Source organism: Roseicyclus persicicus, assembly GCF_012395815.1.
GTDB classification, from domain to species: Bacteria; Pseudomonadota; Alphaproteobacteria; order Rhodobacterales; family Rhodobacteraceae; genus Roseicyclus; species Roseicyclus persicicus.
On record NZ_JAAZQQ010000002.1, the window covers coordinates 195,082 to 214,842 of the forward strand.

The window sequence follows — 19,761 nt, forward strand, 5'->3', positions numbered from 1 at the left end:
GCCTCGGATGCGCCGGTCCCTGTACGCCTCGACCGCCATCCATGCCGTGATCCTGCTGTGGGTCGCGTTCGGTGGAACCGTGTTCCGCGACAGCCCCGAGCCCGAGTTCCAGGTGACCGGCGTCACCATCCTGTCGACCGCCGAGTTCGAGGCGCTGACCGTCGCGCCCGAGCCGACGCCGGTGGCCGTCACCTCCTCGCCAGCGCCCGCGCAGCGGCCCGACCCGCCGCCGCCCGCGCCCGAGCCCGAGCCGGAGCCCGAACCGGCGCCCGAGCCCGAACCCGCGCCGCAGCCCGAGCCGACGCCGCCCGGCGAGGTGACCGACACCATCGCGCCGCCGGCGCCCCTGTCGGGCGCGCCCGACCTGCCGCCCGACGGCACGCCCACGCCCGACCAGGCCGACCGCATCGCGCCGCTGCCGACGCCCGCCCCCGAGGAGGATGTCGCCGTCGCGCCCGAGGAGGTCGCCCCCTCGACCGACCCCGCCCCGGCCGAGACCCCGGTGGAAGCCCAGCCCGAGGCCGCCCCCGAGGAGGCGACGACCCAGATCGTGACCGAGGCCGAGACGCCCTCGGGCGGCCCGCTTGGCCCGCTGGCCTCGATCCGCCCGCCGACCCGGCCCGCGCGCCCCGAGCCCACGCCCGCCGCCGCGCCCGCGCCCGACCCGGCGCCCACGCCCCCAACCACCCCGGACCCGGCGCCCGCGCCGCAGAGCGACCCGCTGGCCGACGCCATCGCCTCGGCGGTGGCCGAGGCCGTGACCACGCCCGCGCCGGCCGCCCAGCCCTCGGGCCCGCCGCTGACCGCCGGCGCGCGCGAAGGGTTCCGGGTGGCCGTGTCGGCCTGCTGGAACGTGGGCTCGCTCAGCACCGAGGCGCAGGGCACGACCGTGGTGGTCGGCTTCGACATGACGCCCGACGCCCGGCCGGTGGACGGCTCGCTCCGGCTCGTGTCCTTCGAGAACGGCAGCCAGGCCGCCGCGCAGCAGGCCTACGAGGCCGCCCGGCGCGCCATCCTGCGCTGCGGCGCCAACGGCTACGGCCTGCCCGCCGAAAGCTACGACTACTGGCGCCAGGTAGAACTGGTCTTCAACCCCGAGGGGATGCGCCTGAGATGACACCGCGCCATTGCCCGATCCTTTCCAGACCCCAGCGCCGCGTCCTGCGGCAGGAGGTGCTTTCATGCTGACCCGCCGTTCCCTGCTCCTTGCCGGCTCCGCGCTGGCGGCCGCGCCGCTCCTGCCGGCCCGCCTCCGCGCCCAGACCGGGCCGCTCAGGCTCGAGATCACCGAGGGCGTGATCGAGCCCTTGCCCTTCGCGATCCCGAGCTTCATCGCCCGGTCCGGGGGCGCGGCCGACGCCGCCGCCGACATCACCCGCGTCATCGCCGCCGACCTGCGCGGCACGGGCCTGTTCCGGCAGATCCCCGAGACCGCCTACATCTCGACCGTCACCAGCTTCGACGCCCCGGTGCAGTATGCCGACTGGCAGGCGATCAACGCCCAGGCGCTGATCGTCGGCGAGGTCGAGGAGAGCGGTGGCCGCCTCGTCGTCCGGTTCCGCCTGTTCGACGTGTTCTCGGGCCAGCCGCTGGGCGAGGGGCTCCAGTTCGTCGGCCCGCGCGAGGGCTGGCGGCGGATGGCCCACCAGGTCGCCGACCAGGTCTACCAGCGCATCACCGGCGAGGGCGGCTATTTCGACACCCGCGTCGCCTTCGTGCACGAGGAGGGGCCCAAGAACGCCCGCCTCAAGCGCATCGCGATCATGGACTACGACGGCGCCAACGTGCAGTTCCTGACCGACAGCCGCTCGCTGGTGCTGGCGCCGCGCTTCAGCCCCACGGGCGACCGGATCATCTACACCAGCTACGAGAGCGGCCAGCCGCGCGTCTACGTGATGGACGTGGCCACCGTCACGCGCCGTCCGCTCGAGGCGATCTCGGCGGGCAACATGACCTTCTCGCCGCGCTTCACGCCCGATGGCGGCAGCGTGGTGTTCTCGATGGAGCAGGGCGGCAACAGCGACATCTACCGCGTCGGCGTCGACGGCGGCGGGCGCACCCAGCTGACCAACGCGCCCTCGATCGAGACCGCGCCGTCGTTTTCGCCGGATGGCAGCGAGATGGCCTTCGAGAGCGACCGCACCGGGGTGCAGCAGATCTACGTCATGCCCTCGGGCGGCGGCGAGGCGCGCCGCATCAGCCAGGGCACCGGGCGCTACGGCACGCCCGTCTGGAGCCCCCGCGGCGACTACATCGCCTTTACCAAGCAGGAGGCCGGGCGCTTCCACATCGGCGTGATGCGCACCAACGGGTCCGAGGAGCGGCTTCTGACGGCCTCGTTCCTCGACGAGGGCCCGACCTGGGCGCCGAACGGCCGCGTCCTGATGTTCACCCGCGAGACCGCCGGCGCCGATGGCGCGCCCGCGGTCTATTCGGTCGACATCTCGGGCCGCAACCTGCAGCGCGTCGCCACCCCCGGCATGGCCTCCGACCCCGCCTGGTCGCCGCGCCTGCCCTGAGCCTTAGCCCCGCATGGACCTGGCGGACAGACCCATGCTAGATTGACCAAAACGACAAGGACCCGAGCACCATGACCTTCCGCTTCCGCGCCTCCGCGCTTCTCCTCACCGCCGCGCTTGCGCTGTCGGCCTGTGCCCAGGGCGGGCTCAGGGACGGCGACACCACCACCCTGCCGGGCGCCGGCGGGGCCGGGTCGATCTCGGACCCGACCAGCATCGCCTACTTCAACCAGGTCGTCGGCGACCGCGTGCTGTTCGCGGTGGACCAGTCCACCCTGACGCCCGCCGCCCAGGCCACGCTGGACGGCCAGGCCCAGTGGCTGCTGACCAACACCGAGTATTCCGTCCTGATCGAAGGCCACGCCGACGAGCAGGGCACGCGGGAATACAACCTTGCGCTGGGCGCCCGCCGCGCCGCGGCCGTGCGCGACTACCTGGTGTCGCGCGGCGTGCCCGCGGGCCGGCTGAACACCATCAGCTACGGCAAGGAGCGCCCGATCGAGATCTGCTCGGCCGAGGCCTGCTACCAGCAGAACCGCCGCGCCGTGACGGTCGTGTCCTTCGGGACGGGGGTCTGACCCCATGCGCCGCGTCCTGGTCCTCGCCCTCTGCCTTGGCCTGTCCGCGCCCGCGGCCGTCGCGCAGGACCGGACGCAGACGCTTGCCGACATCCGGCAGGAGCTGTCGGTGCTGTTCGTCGAGCTGCAGCGCCTGCGCGGCGAGCTGAACACCACCGGCGGCGCCATGGGCTCGGGCGGGGGCGGCACGGTCCTGTCGCGCGTCGACGCGATCGAGGCCGAGCTGCGCCGGCTGAACGCCCTGACCGAGGAGCTGCAGATCCGCATCGACCGGGTGGTGACCGACGGCACCAACCGGGTCGGCGACCTGGAGTTCCGGCTCTGCGAACTGACGCCCGACTGCCGCATCGGCGACATCGGCCAGACCGCGCCGCTGGGCGGGGTCCCGGTGCAGCAGGGCGCGACCGCCGTCGCACCCTCGGCCCCGGCCGCGCCGGGCGGCGCCAATCTTGCCGTGGCCGAGCAGAGCGACTTCGACCGCGCCCGCGCCGCCTACGAGGCGGCCGACTACGCGCAGGCGGCGCAGCTGTTCGAGGCCTTCACGCTGACCTACCCCGGCGGGCCGCTGAGCGCCGAGGCGCATTTCCTGCGCGGCCAGGCCGAGGCGCAGCAGGGCCAGTGGTCGCGCGCCGCGCGGGCCTATCTCGACAGTTTCACCGCCGACACGCAGGGGATGCGGGCGCCGGGCGCGCTCCTGAACCTCGGGATCGCGCTGGGTGAACTGGGCCAGCGCGACGAGGCCTGCGTGACGCTGGCCGAGGTCGGCGGCCGCTACCCCGGCAACCCGGCGGTGGCCGAGGCGCAGGCCGCGCGGGCGCGTCTCGGCTGTTCGTGACGGGCGACAGCCTGGAGGCCCGCTTCGCCGCCCGCATGGGCGCGCTGCTCGGGCCCGACTTCCCGAAGTGCATCGGTCTCGCCGTGTCGGGCGGCGGCGACAGCATGGCGATGCTGGCGCTGGCCCATGGCTGGGCGCGGGTCATGGGCATCGGGCTCAGGGTGGTGACGGTGGACCACGGCCTGCGCCCCGAGGCCGCCGCCGAGGCCGCGGCCGTCGCCGCCGAGTGCCGCGCGCTCGGCCACCCGCACGCCACGCTGCGCTGGCACTGGGACGGCACGGGCAACCTGCAGGACGCCGCCCGCGCCGCGCGGCTGGACCTGATCGGCGGCTGGCGCGGCGACGTCGGCCATGTGCTTTACGCCCACACCCGCGACGACCAGGCGGAAACCGTGCTGATGCGCCTCTTGCGCGGGTCGGGGGTGGAGGGGCTGGCCGGCATGGCCGAGGCGCGGCGGGTGCCCGACGCCCGCGGCGGCTGGTGGCTCCTGCGGCCGCTCCTGTCCGAGACCCGCGCGGACCTGCGCCACTACGCCGACACGCTGCGGCTGCCCTACGTCGACGACCCGTCGAACGCCGATCCCCGCTTTGACCGGGTGCGGGCGCGGCAGGCGATGGCGGCGCTGGGGCTGGAGGCGGACGGGCTGGCCCGCACCGCCGCCCGGATGGCGCGCGCGGCCGAGGCGCTGGCGGCCCGCGCGGCCGAGGTCGCGGCGCGCATCGTCACCGACGAGACGCAGGCCGGCGCGCCGACCGGCGACCTCCTGATCGACCGCGACGGGCTGGCCGCGGTGGAGCGGGACACGCAGATGCGGCTGCTGGCGGGCGCGTTGCAGCGGGTGGCGTCGGCCCCCTACCGCCCGCGCGCGCAGGCGCTGGAGGCGCTGCTCGACCGGGTTCTGGCGGGGGGCGGCGGCACGCTGCACGGGGTCGAGGTGACGGTGGGGCGGGCGGCGGTCCGCCTGTCGCGGGAACATGCCGCGGTGGCGGGCCTGGCCGCGCCGGCGATCCCCGGCGCGCTGTGGGACGGACGCTGGCGCGTCGGCGCGGGCGTCGCGCCGGGCCTGACGATCCGCGCGCTCGGCCCCGACGGCTGGGCGCAACGGCCCGCGGACGCCCCCGTGGCGGCCCCGGCCCGCGCGGCCCGGGCCTGGCCCGCGCTGTTCGACGGCGACCGGCTGGTGGCCTGCCCGGCGCTGGGCCTCGGGCCGGCCGATGCCATCGTGCCGGCGACCGGGGGCGGCCAAATCGCCCAGTCCAGCAATTCGCATTGAAGTCCCCCGCCGCGTGTCTATCTTTCTAGGGCAACGCGGGCGGTGGGTTTCCCGCCCGGAGTGTAAGGAGATCTCCCCTTGGGTAACGCGAGAAACGTCGCATTCTGGGTCATCCTGTTCCTGTTGATCCTGGCGCTGTTCAACCTGTTCTCGGGCGGGCAGAGCCAGATGGCGCAGCGCGGCGTGGCTTATTCCGAGTTCATCCGCCAGGTTCAGACCGGGCAGGTCCTGTCCGCGACGCTCGACGGCGAGAACGTCCAGTTCACCACGTCGGACGGCACCTACTCGACCATCGCGCCGGGCGACGCCAACACCACCGAGACGCTGCTCCAGAACGAGGTGCGCATCGAGGCGCGGCCGCAGGAGCAGTCGGGCTTCCTCAGCGTGCTGTCGCTGTGGCTGCCGGTGCTGGTGCTGATCGGCATCTGGATCTTCTTCATGAACCGGATGCAGGGCGGCGGCCGCGGCGGGGCGATGGGCTTCGGCAAGTCCAAGGCGAAACTGCTGACGGAAAAGCACGGGCGCGTCACCTTCGACGACGTCGCCGGCATCGACGAGGCCAAGGAGGAGCTCGAGGAGATCGTCGAGTTCCTGCGCAACCCGCAGAAATTCAGCCGCCTCGGCGGCAAGATCCCCAAGGGCGCGCTGCTGGTCGGCCCGCCCGGCACGGGCAAGACCCTTCTGGCGCGCGCCATCGCGGGCGAGGCGGGCGTGCCCTTCTTCACCATCTCGGGCTCGGACTTCGTCGAGATGTTCGTGGGTGTCGGCGCGTCCCGCGTGCGCGACATGTTCGAGCAGGCCAAGAAGAACGCGCCCTGCATCGTCTTCATCGACGAGATCGACGCCGTGGGCCGGTCGCGTGGCGTGGGCTACGGCGGCGGCAACGACGAGCGCGAGCAGACGCTGAACCAGCTGCTGGTCGAGATGGACGGCTTCGAGGCCAACGAGGGCATCATCATCATCGCGGCGACCAACCGCCCCGACGTGCTCGACCCCGCGCTGCTGCGCCCCGGCCGGTTCGACCGGCAGGTGCAGGTGCCGAACCCCGACATCAAGGGCCGCGAGCGCATCCTCAGCGTGCACGCCCGCAAGGTGCCGCTGGGCCCCGACGTGGACCTGCGCATCATCGCGCGCGGCACCCCGGGCTTCTCGGGCGCGGACCTGGCGAACCTGGTGAACGAGGCGGCCCTGATGGCCGCCCGCGTCAACCGGCGCTTCGTCACGATGGAGGATTTCGAGAACGCCAAGGACAAGGTCATGATGGGCGCCGAGCGCCGGTCGATGGTCATGACCGAGGACGAGAAGAAGCTGACCGCCTACCACGAGGCGGGCCACGCCATCGTCGGCCTGAACGTTCCCGACCACGACCCGATCCACAAGGCCACGATCATCCCGCGCGGCCGGGCGCTGGGCCTCGTGCTGTCGCTGCCCGAGCGCGACCAGCTGTCGGTGAGCTACCGGAAATACACCTCCAAGATCGCCATGGCGATGGGCGGCCGCGTGGCCGAGGAGCTGGTGTTCGGCAAGGACATGGTGACCTCGGGCGCCGCGTCCGACATCCAGCAGGTGTCCAAGATCGCCCGCGCGATGGTGACCCAGTTCGGCTATGCCGAGGAGCTGGGCTACGTCGACTACGCCAACGAACAGCAGAGCTATCTCGGCGCCTATGGCGGCGGCACCAACCACTCGGAAGAGATGCAGAAGCGCATCGACGCCAAGGTGAAGGAGCTGGTCGACGAGGGTTACAATACCGCCAAGCGCATCCTGACCGAAAAGCGCGACGACCTGGAGCGGCTGGCGCAGGGCCTGCTGGAATACGAGACCCTGACGGGCATCGAGATCCAGAAGGTCATCAACGGCGAGCCGCTGAACCGGGGCGACGACAATAGCGACGCGGGCCCGGCCTCGGGCGGGACGCCGTCGATCACGGCGATCCCCAAGCTCAAGCCCAAGTCGCGCCCCTCGGGCGACATGGAGCCCGAGCCCTCGGCCTGACCCGGCTGACAGGACGGAAGACCAGAGACCCCCGGCTCGGCCGGGGGTTTTTTCTTGCGTGCTAGGCGACGGGGTGGGTTCGGGGTAGGCTGGCCCACGCCACGACGGGGACACGCACATGCTCGGCCAGATTGCGGATATCGCCAGCCTGCTCGCCGCGCTGGGTGTCTTTGCCTCGGTGGCCGTGCTGGCCTACGAACTGCGGCAGACCCGGCACCAGGCCGAGCTGTCGAACTGGCGCGACGTGCTGCAGACGCTGACCGACTACAAGGCGCGCACCCAGGATCCGCAGCTCGCCGGGATCCTCGTCCGGGGACATGCGGATTACGGCAGCCTCGGCCCGGCCGACGCGATCACCTTCGGGATGTACCTGGAGCAGGGCGTGCACATCTATGGCAACTTCCTCAAGCACAACGACGCGCTCTCGGTGAAGCTGGTCGGGCTGGAGGGCGCGATCGCCAACCATTTCCACGAGATGCTGACGACGCCCGGCGGCGCGGCGTGGTGGGCCGAGGCGCAGGCGCGCAAGCGGTTCATGCCGGGCACCTACGAGGTGACCAATGCGCTTCTGGCGCGCCGCGCCGCGGCGGGCGGCGCGCCGGTGACGGTCTAGGACGGGGCCGGGCCCTCAGCCGCCCATCATCTTCTTGCGGGCTGCCTCCATCGTCTTTTCCATCTCCTTCCAGGCGCTCTCCATGGATTTCTGGACCTCTTTCACGGCCTCCATGTTCGCCTTGCCCATCTCCTCCATCTGGGCCTCGATCTTCTTGCGCTGGGCGTTCATGTCCTCCCATTGCTTCATCATCTGTTGCTGGCCCTGTGCGCCGGCCTCCACCATCTTGTCCTGCATCTTCTTCATCTCGACGGTCCACTGGTCCATCTGGGCCTTGGCCTGCGCCATGAAGTCGGTCTTGTCGGTCATCTGCTGGGGTCTCCCGTGGGTTGTCTCGGGCCGAGCCTAGCACGGATCGCGGCCGGATGCGCCCCCGGCGTCCGGCTGTCGCAAGGTCCGGGTTGCGCCCGCCGGGCGACCCGGGTCAGATCGCGCCAGTGATGTCCCGGAGGCCCCGATGCCCGCGCTCCTGCCGACCCGTTTCACCGCGACCGTCATCTGGCTCGGCCACAACGCCGACCGCGGCGCGGCGCTGGAAACCGCCCCGCTCACCGAGATGCCGCTGACCTTCGCGGGCTACGCGGGCGAAAGCCGCGCGGGGCTGACGCGGCCGTCCGACAGCCGGGTGCTGGCGCAGTACCGGCGCGGCACGCCGATCCGCAACACCCGGCAGCTGTCGATCCTGTCGGCCGAGGATCTGGCCGCCATCGCCGCCGACATGGGTCTCGACGCGCTCGACCCCGCGCTGGTGGGGGCGTCGATGGTCATCGCGGGCATCCCCGACTTTACCCATGTGCCCCCGTCCGCGCGGCTGCAGGACGAGGCCAGCGGCACCACCCTGACGATCGACATGGAGAACCGGCCCTGCACCCTGCCGGCGAAGCCGATCGAGGGGCGGCATCCGGGTTTCGGCAAGGCATTCAAGCGCGCCGCCGTGAACCGGCGCGGCGTCACCGCCTGGGTGGAACGGGAGGGGACGATCAGGCTGGGCGCGACGCTGCGCCTGCACATCCCCGACCAGCCGGTCTGGCCGCATCTGGATGCCGCCCGCGCCGATCCGGCCTGAGGGCGCGCGCCGGTTTCGCATCGGAAACGCCGCGTGACGAATGAGCCCGTGAATGTGTCGGAAACGACCCTCACCCGGCGGCCCGCGCCCGTTATAGGCGAGTGCGAGAGACACGCCCGCGTGGCACAGGGAGCCCGTCCGACATGGCCTTCAAGACCGACATCGAAATCGCAAGGGAAGCGCGGAAGAAGCCGATCCAGGAGATCGGCGGCAAGCTCGGCATCCCCACCGAGGCGCTGCTGCCCTACGGGCATGACAAGGCCAAGATCGGGCAGGATTTCATCACCTCGCTGGCGGACCGTCCGAACGGCAAGCTGATCCTCGTCACGGCAATCAACCCGACGCCGGCGGGCGAGGGCAAGACGACGACCACCGTGGGCCTCGGCGACGGGCTGAACCGGATCGGCAAGAAGGCCGCCATCTGCATCCGCGAGGCGAGCCTCGGCCCGAATTTCGGGATGAAGGGCGGCGCCGCGGGCGGCGGCCACGCACAGGTGGTGCCGATGGAGGACATGAACCTCCACTTCACCGGCGATTTCCACGCCATCACCAGCGCCCACAACCTGCTGTCGGCGATGATCGACAACCACATCTACTGGGGCAACGACCTCGGCATCGACGAGCGCCGGGTGGTCTGGCGCCGGGTGATGGACATGAACGACCGCGCGCTGCGCGACATCGTGGTGAGCCTCGGGGGGGTGGCCAACGGGTTCCCGCGGCAGACGGGCTTCGACATCACGGTGGCGTCCGAGGTCATGGCGATCCTGTGCCTTGCCACCGACCTCGCCGACCTCGAGCGGCGGCTCGGCGACATGATCGTCGCCTATCGCCGCGACAAGTCGCCGGTCTATGCCCGCGACCTCAAGGCCGACGGGGCGATGACGGTGCTGCTGAAGGACGCGATGCAGCCGAACCTGGTGCAGACGCTGGAGAACAACCCCGCCTTCGTCCATGGCGGGCCCTTTGCCAACATCGCCCATGGCTGCAACTCGGTCATCGCGACGAAGACCGCGCTGAAGCTGGCCGATTATGTGGTGACGGAGGCGGGCTTCGGCGCCGATCTGGGCGCCGAGAAGTTCATGAACATCAAGTGCCGCAAGGCGGGCCTTGCCCCCGACGCGGTGGTGATCGTGGCGACCGTGCGCGCGATGAAAATGAACGGCGGCGTCGCCAAGGCCGACCTCGGCGCCGAGAACGTGGCCGCGGTGCAGAAGGGCTGCGCCAACCTCGGGCGGCACATCGAGAACGTGAAGGGCTTCGGCGTGCCGGTCGTGGTCGGCATCAACCACTTCGCGGGCGACACCGAGGCCGAGATCCAGGCGGTGAAGGACTACGTGGCGGCGCAGGGCTCGGAGGCGATCCTGTGCAAGCACTGGGCGCAGGGGTCGGCCGGGATCGAGGACCTGGCCCGCCGGGTGGTGGCGCTGGCCGAGGGTGGGTCGTCGGAATTCCACACGCTCTACCCCGACGAGATGGGCCTGTTCCAGAAGATCGAGACCATCGCCAAGTCGATCTACCGCGCCTCGGAGGTGATCGCGGACAAGAAGGTGCGCGACCAGCTGAAGGAATGGGAGGCGCAAGGCTACGGCACCCTGCCGGTCTGCATGGCCAAGACGCAGTATTCCTTCTCGACCGACCCGAACCTGCGCGGCGCGCCGGTGGGCCACACCATCCCCGTGCGCGAGGTGCGGCTGTCGGCGGGGGCGGGTTTCGTCGTGGCGATCTGCGGCGAGATCATGACCATGCCGGGCCTGCCGAAGGTGCCGGCGTCCGAGACCATCCGCCTCAACGACGCGGGGTTGATCGAGGGGCTGTTCTGACCCAAACGGGGGCGCGCCGGGCGGGGCATCGAACCCCGCCCGGCGCGCGTCCCGCCCCCCTGGGGGCGGGCCGGGCACGCCACCGGAGACGGAGGGCGCGGTCGGTCAGGGCGCTCCCGAAGGGCGTATTTTTGGAAAGATGAAGGGGGCGGGCATGGCCGCGACGATCATCGACGGGAAAGCCTTTGCCGCGACGGTGCGGGGGCAGGTGGCCGAGCACGTGGCGGCGCTGAAGGCCGGGCACGGGATCGTGCCGGGGCTGGCCGTGGTGCTGGTGGGCGAGGATCCTGCAAGCCAGGTCTACGTGCGCAACAAGGGCAAGCAGACGGCAGAGGCGGGGATGGCGAGCTTCGAGCACAAGCTTGACGCCGCCACGCCGGAGGCGGAGCTGCTGGCGCTGGTCGCGCGGCTGAACGCCGATCCGGCGGTGCACGGCATCCTCGTGCAGCTGCCCCTGCCGGCCCACATCGACGCGGCCAAGGTGATCAACGCGATCGACCCGGCCAAGGACGTGGACGGGTTCCACATCTCGAACGTCGGCCTGCTGGCCACGGGGCAGAAGGCGCTGGTGCCCTGCACGCCGCTGGGGTGCCTGATGATGCTGCGCGACCATCACGGGTCGCTTGCGGGGATGGAGGCGGTGGTCGTCGGCCGGTCGAACATCGTCGGCAAGCCGATGGCGCAGCTGTTGCTGGGCGACAGCTGCACGGTGACGGTGGCGCACAGCCGGACGGCGGACCTGGGCGCGGTGTGCCGGCGCGCCGACATCCTGGTGGCGGCGGTGGGCCGGCCCGAGATGATCCGGGGCGACTGGGTGAAGCCCGGCGCGACGGTGATCGACGTGGGCATCAACCGGGTGGCGCACCCCGACGATCCGGGCAAGTCGCGGCTGGTGGGGGATTGCCATTTCGACAGCTGCGCGGAGGTGGCGGGCGCGATCACGCCGGTGCCGGGGGGCGTCGGGCCGATGACCATCGCCTGCCTGCTGGCCAACACGCTGACCGCCTGCTGCCGCGCCCATGGCCTGCCGGAGCCGCAGGGCCTGACGGCCTGAAACGGATCAGGCGGGGATCATGGTGCCCTGCAGCAGCGCCACGGCGGTGCGCGTGCCGTCCTCGGCCTCGGCCTCGACCGTGGCGCGGACGACGGTCAGGCGCCGGCCCGGCTTGACCACCTCGCCGGTGGCGACGAGGCGCAGGCCGGCCGCCGGGGCGATCAGGTTGATCTTCATCTCCACCGTCAGAACCTCGGCCCCCTCGGGCATCGCCGACAGCGCCGCGTAGCCCGCCGCGCTGTCGCCGAGCGCGAAGGTGGCCCCGGCATGGGCGAAGCCGTGCTGCTGCGACAGGCCGGCGGCGATGGGGGCGCTGAGCACCACCCGGCCCGGCGCGATCGCGTCGATCCGGGCGCCGAGCGTCGCCATCATCCCCTGCCGGGCGAAGCTGTCGCGGATCGCCCGCGCCACCGGGTCCGGAACGGGCCTGTCCATGGGTGTGTTCCTCCTGTCGCGCCGGCCGGGCCCACGGCCGCATCACCGACTTGATCGGCCATGTCATTGATCTAGGATATGCGGATAGATTGTTGTTCAGCAAAGATTATTGAATGATCCGTTCCGACGAGCCCATGGTCTCGGATATTCGGGGCCGCGTTCTGAGCCGGCTTGTGGCCTGGCTTGCGGCAACCGTGGTGGTGGCGTTGATCGGGCCCTTCACCACCTATCTGTCCTTCACCTTCGCCGAGCGGCTGGCCTACTGGGGCACGCTGATCGGCGGCGCGATCCTGGTGGCGGAGGCTGTGCGCGCCGTCACGGGCCGGGTGTTCGGCGACGAGAGCCTGTCCAGCGATCTGGCGGGGGCGCTGGTGCTGGCGCTTGTCCTGGGGCCGGCGATCTGGGCCGTGAACCTGCTGCTGTACGGGTTCGACGTGGCGGGGTTGTTCTGGCTGGCGGAACATGTGGTCGTGGTGCTGGCCGTCTGCCTGTGCATCGTGCTGGTCCGCGACCAGCTGCGCCGGAGCCGCGACCGGGCCGCGGCGCGGCAGCCCGCGCCGCCCGCGCCCATGCCGGACGTGGAGCTGTCCGCGCCTGTGCCGGAGCCCGAGCGGCGGCCCGGGTTTCTCGACCGGGTGGAGGGTGTGCCCGAGGGCCGGCTGCTGCGGGTGTCGGCCGACGACCATTACCTCCACGTCGTGACCACGGCGGGTTGCGGGCGCATCCTGATGCGGTTCCGCGACGCGCTGGAGGAGCTCGAGGCGCTGCCGGGCCACCGCATCCACCGCTCGCACTGGGTGGCCGAGGGGGCGATCCTGCGCATCCGGGCCGAGGGGCGGCGGCACCTGGCCGAACTGGGCGACGGCACCGCACTGCCGGTCAGCCGGGCCTATCTCGACGACCTCCGGGCGGCGGGGCTGCTCGGCTAGCGCGGCATCGGCAGGCGCACGGGCTGCGGGCCCAGCAGGATCGCCTCGGCGCCGGCCTCCATCAGGGTCGCCAGTTCGGGCCGGTCGCAGGACAGGCCGCCGGTATAGGTGCCGTAGGCGGGCAGGATCAGCCGGGCGCTGTCGACCAGCAGGCAGCGCCGGCTGAGGGACCGGCCGCGCAGGGTGACGCGGGCCTTGGGGTGGTAATGGCCCGAGACCTCGCCCGCCGCGCCGGGTTCGGCGATGTGGCGGAACACCAGCGGCCCCGCGCGGTATTCGGCCAGGTGCGTGCCGCCCAGATCGACCGGGCCGGGGTCGTGGTTGCCCAGCACCCAGATCCAGCGGCGGCCCGCCATCAGGGCGGCGATGCGCGCCCGCACGGGCCCGGCCAGGTCGCGCCCGGCCGCGAGGTCGTCGAAGCTGTCGCCGAGGCAGACCACCTCGGAGGGGCCCGTGGCGGCGATGTCGTCGGCCAGCCGGTCGAGGGTGTCGAGGCTTTCGTAGGGCGGCAGCATCGGGCCGCCGCGCCGCGCCATGCGGTCGGATTTGCCCAGGTGCAGGTCGGCCACGCAGAGCAGCCTGCGGGCCGGCCAGTGCAGGCCGCCGGAGGGGAGCGCGTGGAGCGTTTCGCCGCGGAAGGGGAAGGGCAGGGCGTTCATGCTTTGTTCATAGCCGTGCGGCAGGATGGGGCGCAAGGGCGGTCAGGCGGCGAGGCCCGCGGCGGTCATCAGGCGCTGCGCCTCCTCCTCCAGCAGGCGCTGGTCGGCCATGCCCGCGATGGGGATGCGGCCGGGTTCGAGGAACAGGGGCGCGGCCAGCGGGCTGACGCGGGTCAGGCGGGCGTGGTCGATGCGGTCGCCGATGCGGGCCAGCATTTCCTCGATGCGGCCGAAATCGACGAGGCCGCGCATCGCCTCGGCGCGGGTGATCTCGAGCATGACATGGTCGGGGTCGTACTTGCGCAGGGTGTCGTAGAGGATGTCGGTGGAAAAGGTTGCCTGCCGGCCGGTCTTGCGCTGGCCGCCGGGCTGGTTGCGGTCGATCAGCCCGGCGATGATGGCGCTGCCCTTGAAGGTGCGCTTCATCACGGCGTTGTCGGCCAGCCAGGCCTCCATCGTCTCGACCAGGTTGTCGCGGGTGAACAGCGGGCGCGGGTCGTCCAGCGGGTCGAGGCCCCAGATCAGCGTCGCGTAGTCGGTGGAGACGAAGCCCATCGGGTTCAGGCCCATCTCCTCCATCCGCTTGGTGATCAGGAGGCCGAGGGTCTGCTGCGCGTTCTTGCCGGCGAAGCCGTAGGCCACCACGTGCTCGCGCCCGTCATGGGGGAAGCTTTCGATCAGAAGGCGGTCGCGTTCGGGCAGGCGGCTGACCTCGCGCTGGAGGCGGAGCCAGTCGCGGGTGTGGCCGGGCAGCTCGGGCCAGTCGTCCTGCCGGAACATCTGCAGGATGCGGTCCGACAGCTGCGTGGAGGTGGCGAATTTCGTGCCCATGAAGGTGGCGATCTTGGGCTTGAGGTAGGGGGTGCGGCTGACCTCGACCACCATCTCGCGCATCCCCTCGTAGCGCACGATCTGGCCGCCGATCAGGAAGGTGTCGCCCTTGCGCAGCATCGAGGCGAAGTATTCCTCGACCTCGCCCAAGGGCGCGCCGCCGCGGCTGCGCTGGTAGCGGACCTGCATCTTGTCGGCGTCCACGATGGTGCCGATGTTCATGCGGATCCGCAGCGCGCGGCGCGGGTCGCGCAGCTGCCACTGGCCGTCCGGGCGCTGGATCAGCCGCTGCCACTGGTCGTAGGCCCTGAGGGCGTAGCCGCCGGTGGCCGCGAAATCGAGGCAGCGGTCGAAGGTGGCGCGCGGCAGGTCGGCATAGGCGCCGGCGGTGCGGATCTCGGCGAAAAGGTCGTCGGCGTGGAAGGGGCCGGCGCAGGCGCGGATCAGGATGTGCTGGCAAAGGACGTCGAGCGGGCCGGTGTGGTCGGTGTCGCCGTCCAGCGCATGGGCGCGCACGGCGTCGAGCGCGGCGGTGCATTCGATCACCTCGAAGCGGTTCGCGGGCACGATCAGCGCCTTGGAGGGCGCGTTGTAGCGGTGGTTGGCGCGGCCGATCCGCTGCACGAGGCGTTTTACGTTCTTGGGCGCGCCGACCTGGATCACGAGGTCGACGTCGCCCCAGTCGATCCCCAGGTCGAGCGAGCCGGTGCAGACAATGGCCCTCAGCCGCCCGTCGACCATCGCCTGTTCCACCTTTTCGCGCTGCTCGCGGGCCAGTGCGCCGTGGTGGATGCCGATGGGCAGCTGCGCGTCGTTGGCCAGCCAGAGGTGGTGAAAGAACAGCTCGGCCTGCGCGCGGGTGTTGTGGAAGATCAGCGTGGTGCGGTGGCGTTTGACCTGCTCCAGCACGGCGGGAATGGCGTATTTGCCGCCGCCGCCGGACCACGGTGGGGGCGCCTCGGTCGTCAGCATGGCGATGTCGGGGTCGGGGCCGGGGTCGGCCTGCAGGATCTCGCAGGGGTCGGGGTGGCGGGCCAGCAGGCGGGCGATGGCGGCGGGGTCCTCGACGGTGGCCGACAGGCCGACGCGTCGGAGGCCGGGGGCGAGCGCGGACAGGCGCGAGAGGGCGAGCATGAGCTGGTCGCCGCGCTTGGACTCGGCCAGCGCGTGGATCTCGTCGACGATGATGCGCTGGAGGCCCGCGAAGGTGCGGTGGGCGTCCTCGTAGGAGACGAGGAGGGCGAGCGACTCCGGCGTCGTCAGCAGGATGTGCGGCGGGTCGGCGCGCTGGCGGCGCTTGGTGTGGGAGGAGGTGTCGCCGGTGCGGTCCTCGACGCGGATGGGCAGGCCCATGTCGGTGATGGGGCCGGTGAGGTTGCGCTTGATGTCGGCGGCCAGCGCCTTGAGGGGCGAGACGTAGAGGGTGTGCAGGCCCGCGCGGCTGCCGTCGGCCAGTTCGGCCAGCGTGGGCAGGAAGCCCGCCATGGTCTTGCCGCCGCCCGTGGGCGCGATCAGGAGCTGGCAGGGGGCCGCGGCCCTGTCCAGCATGGCCTGCTGGTGGGGGTGGATGGACCAGCCGCGGGCGGTGAACCAGCCTGTTATGGCGGGGGGCAGGGGGCGCGTCATGCCCCCCTAGATAACCGTTGCCGCGCGATTGGCCACCGGGGGCGTCTTGCTGCAGCAAGTCGAAGGGGAAAACTGCAGTTTTCCGTGCCGCGAAACTGCAGTTTCGCGCGCCTTCAGTGGATGATCTTCTCCTGCTTCACGAACAGGTTCTCCCAGGCGCGGTCGATGAATTCGGGGCGCATCTGGTAGGGGATGCCCTCGAATTCGCAGATCGCCTTGATCTGGTCGCACAGGAACACCGGGTGGTAGTTCGCGTAGATGTGGTCGATCGTGGGGTACTTGGTCTTAAGCAGGTGGATCAGCGACGCCTCGTCCAGCGGCACGCCCTTCTTCTTGGCGACCATGGCGAAGATCTTGAGGAACTGCTCCTGCGTCGGGCCGTCGATCTTGACCTTGAAGAAGATCCGGCGCAGCGCCGCCTGGTCGAAGATGTCGTTGGGGTGGAAGTTGGTCGAGAACACCACCAGCGTGTCGAAGGGCACCTCGAACTTCTCGCCCGACTGCAGGGCGAGGATGTCGTAGCCCATCTCCATCGGAACGATCCAGCGGTTGATGAGCGCCTGCGGCGGCTCTTCCTGGCGGCCAAGGTCGTCGACGATGAACACGCCGCCGGTGGACTTCAGCTGGAGCGAGGCCTGGTAGGTACGGCTGACCGCGTTGTAGTTGAGGTCGAGCATCGACAGCGTCAGTTCGCCGCCCGTCATCACCGTGGGCCGGGTGCACAGGATGTAGCGGGTGTCGAAGCGCGCCGAGGCCTTGCGCAGCGGGCTGGTGCCGGTGGCGTCCTCGTCCTGCTTGACCGGACTGTGGACGATGGGGTCGAACAGCGTGATGACCTGCCCCGCGTAGGACAGCGCGTGGGGGACGAAGATGTTGTCGCCCATGGCCTTGCGGATGCCCTCGGCGATGGAGGACTTGCCGTTGCCGGGCGGGCCGTACATCAGCACCGACCGCCCCGAGCCCACGGCCGGGCCCAGCTGGTCGATCAGGCCCTTGGGCAGGATCAGGTGGCCCATGGACCGTTCCAGCATGTCGCGGGTCAGCTTGATGTCGCGGATCGACTGGCGCTTGACCTGCGCCTTGTAGTCCTCGAGCGGCACCGGCATCGGCCCGTAGTATTCCGACTGCGACAGCGCATCGAGCGCGCGCGCCTTGCCGCCGTCGGTCAGCTGGAAGCCCATTTCCGAGCTGGAGGTGGCGTGCAGCGTGCCGGTGGCCTGCATCAGACCCATCTCGCGCAGGTTGTCGATCAGCTCCTGCGTCAGCGGGATCGGCAGGGCGACGGCCCGGGCGATCTCGGAGGTCTTTTCGACGTTCTTGCGGAAGACGGTCTTGAGCAGGATGTCGCGCATCATCACGGGCGTCAGCCCGGTGTCCGCGAGCCGGCGCAGCGGCGGGGGCGCCATGGGCTCGGGCTGCGTGACTTGCATGTTCATGTGGTCAAACCCCTTGTCTCGACGCGCATGACCCTGCCGGGCGATTGCGGCGGATTCGGGGCGCGGCGGGGGAGGCGGCGGGGCTCAGAGCCCCGCGGACAGACCCAGCGCCAGGTAGATCGCCAGCGCGCCGGCCAGCGCCACGCCCATCGGGAACAGCTTGCCCTGGTCCCAGGACGCCCAGTCGGCGGTGGCGCGCCGCAGCGCCGGCACCCGGCCCGCGGTGCGGTGCGTGACCCAGGACCCGATCAGCACCAGCGCGAAGAGCATCAGGAAGAACAGCCCGTCGCCCGGCGCCACGAAGGGCGCCATCGCGGCCGCGAACTTGGCGTCGCCCGCGCCGACGAGGCCCAGCGACGAGATCACGAAGCCGATCACCAGCACGACGCCCAGCGCCGCGAGGCGCCACAGGTAGGTCTCGAAGGTCCAGGCCCCGACGCCCAGCACCAGCACGAGCCCGATCCCGAGGAACACGCCCGCCAGCGCCAGCACGGCCACGTTGGGGATGCGCATGGCGCGCAGGTCCGACAGCGCCACCCAGATGCAGATCGGCAGCACGAAGGGCAGGAACCAGAGGGCTTCGGTCAGGGTCAGGGACAGCGTCATCAGCCGCGAACCTCCGTGTCGAGGGCGTCGAGGGCGCGCACGGCGGCCTCGAAGTGCTGGGGATGGGTTTCGATCGCCTCGGCCAGCAGGGCGCGGCCGATGTCGGTCTCGCCTTGCCGGATCGCGGCCAGCGCGGCGGTGTGCAGCAGCTGCGCGCGCTCGATCTCGGTCATGCGGACGAGGGGCAGCTGGTAGTTGCCCTGCGCCGCGCGGGCGAGCACGAGGTTATTCTTGGCGGTGAACAGGTCGGGGTCGTAGCGGATCGCCTCGAGGAACAGCTCCTCGGCGCCCCGGTACTCGCCCCGGCTCAGGCGCGAGTAGCCCCAGTTGTTCAACACGTTGGCCGGCCGCGTGGTCAGGCCCACGGCGGTTTCGTAGAAATGGTCGGCGCGGTCCCATTCCTGGTTCGAGTCCGCCACCATCGCCTCGAGCCGGTAGCGCTCGTAGGTCTCGAGGGTGGGCGGCACCAGGTCCAGCTGGCGCTCGGCCTCGTCCCAGTCGCCGGTGCGGATCAGCGCGCCGGCATAGTCGATGCGGTCCTGCTCGATTGCGCCGTCGCTGTCGACGATCTCGCGCCAGAGCGGCACCGCCTCGTCGGCACGGCCGGCGCGCACCAGGCTGGCGGCGAGGCCGCGGCGCAGGTCGACGCGGTCGGGCTGCTCGCCGACGGCGCGCTGGAAGTAGGCCACGGCCTCCTCCGGGGCGGCCGCGGTCAGCATGATGTCGCCGAGGTTCGACTCGTCGATGACGTTCATGGGGTCGAGTGCCCGGTCGACATCGGGCGAGCGGGCAGCGTCGCATCCGGCCAATGCGGCCAGTGCGAGCGCGACCACCGGAAGGGTCCGGGGGCGGAGCATCATGGGCGACCTCTTACTGCTCGGTCTCAAGGCCCCGATCCCTCTCACGGGTCGGCAAGGAGGACGTAGACCCCCCCACCGCGCCGGATCAGCCCGGGGCCATTCTGGTTATTGGCTTCACTATAGACGTTATTTTCCATTCGCGCGATAGCCAGTCGCAGGTTGTCGCGAATCGCGTCCGAACGGCCACTATCCAGCGCGAAGGCCTGCTCGAACACGCGCCGCGCCTCGCCGTATTCGCCCTGCTCCATCAGCGCGACGCCCAGGTTGTTCCAGGCCGGCACGAAGCGGTCGTCGTCGTCCAGCGCCTGGCGGAACTGGTCCTCGGCCTGGCCGACCCGGCCGAGGCGCAGGTTGGCCGACCCGATCGCGGTGAGGATCTCGGCGTCGAGCCCGCGCTCGGCGGCGGCGCGGTAATAGGCCCGCAGCGCCAGCTGGTGCTGGCCCGCGTCCATCAGCCGGTCGCCGACGAGGAGCTGGTCCACGCCCTCGCGCAGGACGACGGTGCCCTCGGGGGCGGCCACCTCCATGGCCTGCTCCAGCGGGTCGAGCCGCGCCGGGTCCGATGTGCCGACGCAGGCCCCGAGGCCTGCGCAGGTCGTCAGGATGATGAGCCCCCTCATCATGC

At 71.3% G+C, this 19,761-nt stretch carries 19 protein-coding genes; 11 read left to right on the forward strand and 8 right to left on the reverse strand.

Going from position 1 to position 19,761, the window contains the following annotated elements:
- The first annotated feature begins 7 nt into the window (after positions 1-7).
- The 7 genes from HCU73_RS06160 to HCU73_RS06190 all read left to right on the forward strand — a co-directional run bounded on the left by HCU73_RS06160 (position 8) and on the right by HCU73_RS06190 (position 7,814).
- Positions 8-1,117 carry a hypothetical protein gene (locus tag HCU73_RS06160; RefSeq protein WP_168622556.1) on the forward strand — a complete coding sequence of 370 codons (1,110 nt, stop codon included), beginning with the start codon at positions 8-10 and terminating at the stop codon, positions 1,115-1,117.
- 64 nt (positions 1,118-1,181) lie between these two features.
- A complete protein-coding gene (gene tolB / locus HCU73_RS06165) occupies positions 1,182-2,519 on the forward strand; it encodes a Tol-Pal system beta propeller repeat protein TolB (RefSeq protein ID WP_168622557.1) in 1,338 nt (445 codons plus the stop codon).
- A gap of 71 nt (positions 2,520-2,590) precedes the next feature.
- Entirely contained in the window at positions 2,591-3,097 is a 507-nt protein-coding gene (pal, locus tag HCU73_RS06170) for a peptidoglycan-associated lipoprotein Pal (RefSeq protein WP_168622558.1), read from the forward strand.
- 4 nt (positions 3,098-3,101) lie between these two features.
- On the forward strand, positions 3,102-3,932 hold the full coding sequence (gene ybgF, locus HCU73_RS06175) for a tol-pal system protein YbgF (protein WP_168622559.1): 831 nt from the start codon (positions 3,102-3,104) through the stop codon (positions 3,930-3,932).
- On the forward strand, positions 3,929-5,206 hold the full coding sequence (tilS, locus tag HCU73_RS06180) for a tRNA lysidine(34) synthetase TilS (RefSeq protein ID WP_338052002.1): 1,278 nt from the start codon (positions 3,929-3,931) through the stop codon (positions 5,204-5,206). Before ybgF ends, tilS begins: the two co-directional genes overlap by 4 nt.
- A 78-nt stretch (positions 5,207-5,284) precedes the next feature.
- The gene (ftsH, locus tag HCU73_RS06185; protein WP_168622560.1) at positions 5,285-7,201 is read left to right on the forward strand and encodes an ATP-dependent zinc metalloprotease FtsH; all 1,917 of its coding nucleotides are present in this window, start codon (positions 5,285-5,287) and stop codon (positions 7,199-7,201) included.
- A 118-nt stretch (positions 7,202-7,319) separates the two neighbouring features.
- A complete protein-coding gene (locus HCU73_RS06190; protein ID WP_168622561.1) occupies positions 7,320-7,814 on the forward strand; it encodes a hypothetical protein in 495 nt (164 codons plus the stop codon).
- Between the two features lie 15 nt (positions 7,815-7,829).
- On the opposite strand, the gene HCU73_RS06195 is transcribed toward HCU73_RS06190, so the two are convergent.
- Positions 7,830-8,123 carry a sll1863 family stress response protein gene (locus HCU73_RS06195; RefSeq protein WP_168622562.1) on the reverse strand — a complete coding sequence of 98 codons (294 nt, stop codon included), beginning with the start codon at positions 8,121-8,123 and terminating at the stop codon, positions 7,830-7,832.
- 148 nt (positions 8,124-8,271) lie between these two features.
- Between HCU73_RS06195 and HCU73_RS06200 the strand changes: the two genes are divergently transcribed.
- The 3 genes from HCU73_RS06200 to folD all read left to right on the forward strand — a co-directional run bounded on the left by HCU73_RS06200 (position 8,272) and on the right by folD (position 11,754).
- On the forward strand, positions 8,272-8,880 hold the full coding sequence (locus HCU73_RS06200) for an MOSC domain-containing protein (protein WP_168622563.1): 609 nt from the start codon (positions 8,272-8,274) through the stop codon (positions 8,878-8,880).
- 143 nt (positions 8,881-9,023) lie between these two features.
- A complete protein-coding gene (locus HCU73_RS06205) occupies positions 9,024-10,700 on the forward strand; it encodes a formate--tetrahydrofolate ligase (protein ID WP_168622564.1) in 1,677 nt (558 codons plus the stop codon).
- 154 nt (positions 10,701-10,854) lie between these two features.
- Positions 10,855-11,754 (forward strand): bifunctional methylenetetrahydrofolate dehydrogenase/methenyltetrahydrofolate cyclohydrolase FolD, encoded by a 900-nt coding sequence (gene folD, locus HCU73_RS06210; RefSeq protein ID WP_168622565.1) that lies wholly within the window; start codon positions 10,855-10,857, stop codon positions 11,752-11,754.
- A 6-nt stretch (positions 11,755-11,760) separates the two neighbouring features.
- On the opposite strand, the gene HCU73_RS06215 is transcribed toward folD, so the two are convergent.
- Positions 11,761-12,189: a PaaI family thioesterase gene (locus HCU73_RS06215; protein WP_168622566.1), complete on the reverse strand. Its 429-nt coding sequence runs from the start codon at positions 12,187-12,189 to the stop codon at positions 11,761-11,763.
- Positions 12,190-12,302: 113 nt separating this feature from the next.
- Here HCU73_RS06215 and HCU73_RS06220 point away from each other — a divergent pair, with 113 nt between their 5' ends.
- Positions 12,303-13,118, forward strand: coding sequence for a LytTR family DNA-binding domain-containing protein (locus HCU73_RS06220; protein WP_168622567.1), 816 nt, complete (start codon positions 12,303-12,305; stop codon positions 13,116-13,118).
- Here HCU73_RS06220 and pdeM read toward each other — a convergent pair.
- The 6 genes from pdeM to HCU73_RS06250 form a co-directional block, all read right to left on the reverse strand.
- The gene (gene pdeM / locus HCU73_RS06225; RefSeq protein ID WP_168622568.1) at positions 13,115-13,777 is read right to left on the reverse strand and encodes a ligase-associated DNA damage response endonuclease PdeM; all 663 of its coding nucleotides are present in this window, start codon (positions 13,775-13,777) and stop codon (positions 13,115-13,117) included. The genes HCU73_RS06220 and pdeM overlap by 4 nt on opposite strands.
- A gap of 42 nt (positions 13,778-13,819) precedes the next feature.
- Positions 13,820-16,234 carry a ligase-associated DNA damage response DEXH box helicase gene (locus tag HCU73_RS06230; protein ID WP_168622569.1) on the reverse strand — a complete coding sequence of 805 codons (2,415 nt, stop codon included), beginning with the start codon at positions 16,232-16,234 and terminating at the stop codon, positions 13,820-13,822.
- Between the two features lie 113 nt (positions 16,235-16,347).
- Positions 16,348-17,670: a P-loop NTPase family protein gene (locus tag HCU73_RS06235; protein WP_168622570.1), complete on the reverse strand. Its 1,323-nt coding sequence runs from the start codon at positions 17,668-17,670 to the stop codon at positions 16,348-16,350.
- An 84-nt stretch (positions 17,671-17,754) separates the two neighbouring features.
- Positions 17,755-18,276, reverse strand: coding sequence for a prepilin peptidase (locus tag HCU73_RS06240; protein ID WP_168622571.1), 522 nt, complete (start codon positions 18,274-18,276; stop codon positions 17,755-17,757).
- On the reverse strand, positions 18,276-19,133 hold the full coding sequence (locus tag HCU73_RS06245) for a tetratricopeptide repeat protein (protein ID WP_168622572.1): 858 nt from the start codon (positions 19,131-19,133) through the stop codon (positions 18,276-18,278). Before HCU73_RS06245 ends, HCU73_RS06240 begins: the two co-directional genes overlap by 1 nt.
- A gap of 44 nt (positions 19,134-19,177) precedes the next feature.
- Positions 19,178-19,759 (reverse strand): tetratricopeptide repeat protein, encoded by a 582-nt coding sequence (locus HCU73_RS06250; protein ID WP_168622573.1) that lies wholly within the window; start codon positions 19,757-19,759, stop codon positions 19,178-19,180.
- Positions 19,760-19,761: the final 2 nt, after the last annotated feature.

What these genes read in the sequence shown, in the direction of transcription:
- HCU73_RS06160 (WP_168622556.1), top strand. Translation starts at nt 8, where the DNA reads ATGCGCCGGTCCCTGTACGCCTCGACCGCCATCCATGCCGTGATCCTG.
- tolB (WP_168622557.1), top strand. Translation starts at nt 1,182, where the DNA reads ATGCTGACCCGCCGTTCCCTGCTCCTTGCCGGCTCCGCGCTGGCGGCC.
- pal (WP_168622558.1), top strand. Translation starts at nt 2,591, where the DNA reads ATGACCTTCCGCTTCCGCGCCTCCGCGCTTCTCCTCACCGCCGCGCTT.
- ybgF (WP_168622559.1), top strand. Translation starts at nt 3,102, where the DNA reads ATGCGCCGCGTCCTGGTCCTCGCCCTCTGCCTTGGCCTGTCCGCGCCC.
- HCU73_RS06190 (WP_168622561.1), top strand. Translation starts at nt 7,320, where the DNA reads ATGCTCGGCCAGATTGCGGATATCGCCAGCCTGCTCGCCGCGCTGGGT.
- HCU73_RS06195 (WP_168622562.1), bottom strand. Translation starts at nt 8,123, where the DNA reads ATGACCGACAAGACCGACTTCATGGCGCAGGCCAAGGCCCAGATGGAC.
- HCU73_RS06200 (WP_168622563.1), top strand. Translation starts at nt 8,272, where the DNA reads ATGCCCGCGCTCCTGCCGACCCGTTTCACCGCGACCGTCATCTGGCTC.
- HCU73_RS06205 (WP_168622564.1), top strand. Translation starts at nt 9,024, where the DNA reads ATGGCCTTCAAGACCGACATCGAAATCGCAAGGGAAGCGCGGAAGAAG.
- folD (WP_168622565.1), top strand. Translation starts at nt 10,855, where the DNA reads ATGGCCGCGACGATCATCGACGGGAAAGCCTTTGCCGCGACGGTGCGG.
- HCU73_RS06215 (WP_168622566.1), bottom strand. Translation starts at nt 12,189, where the DNA reads ATGGACAGGCCCGTTCCGGACCCGGTGGCGCGGGCGATCCGCGACAGC.
- HCU73_RS06220 (WP_168622567.1), top strand. Translation starts at nt 12,303, where the DNA reads ATGATCCGTTCCGACGAGCCCATGGTCTCGGATATTCGGGGCCGCGTT.
- pdeM (WP_168622568.1), bottom strand. Translation starts at nt 13,777, where the DNA reads ATGAACGCCCTGCCCTTCCCCTTCCGCGGCGAAACGCTCCACGCGCTC.
- HCU73_RS06230 (WP_168622569.1), bottom strand. Translation starts at nt 16,234, where the DNA reads ATGACGCGCCCCCTGCCCCCCGCCATAACAGGCTGGTTCACCGCCCGC.
- HCU73_RS06235 (WP_168622570.1), bottom strand. Translation starts at nt 17,670, where the DNA reads ATGAACATGCAAGTCACGCAGCCCGAGCCCATGGCGCCCCCGCCGCTG.
- HCU73_RS06240 (WP_168622571.1), bottom strand. Translation starts at nt 18,276, where the DNA reads ATGACGCTGTCCCTGACCCTGACCGAAGCCCTCTGGTTCCTGCCCTTC.
- HCU73_RS06245 (WP_168622572.1), bottom strand. Translation starts at nt 19,133, where the DNA reads ATGCTCCGCCCCCGGACCCTTCCGGTGGTCGCGCTCGCACTGGCCGCA.
- HCU73_RS06250 (WP_168622573.1), bottom strand. Translation starts at nt 19,759, where the DNA reads ATGATGAGGGGGCTCATCATCCTGACGACCTGCGCAGGCCTCGGGGCC.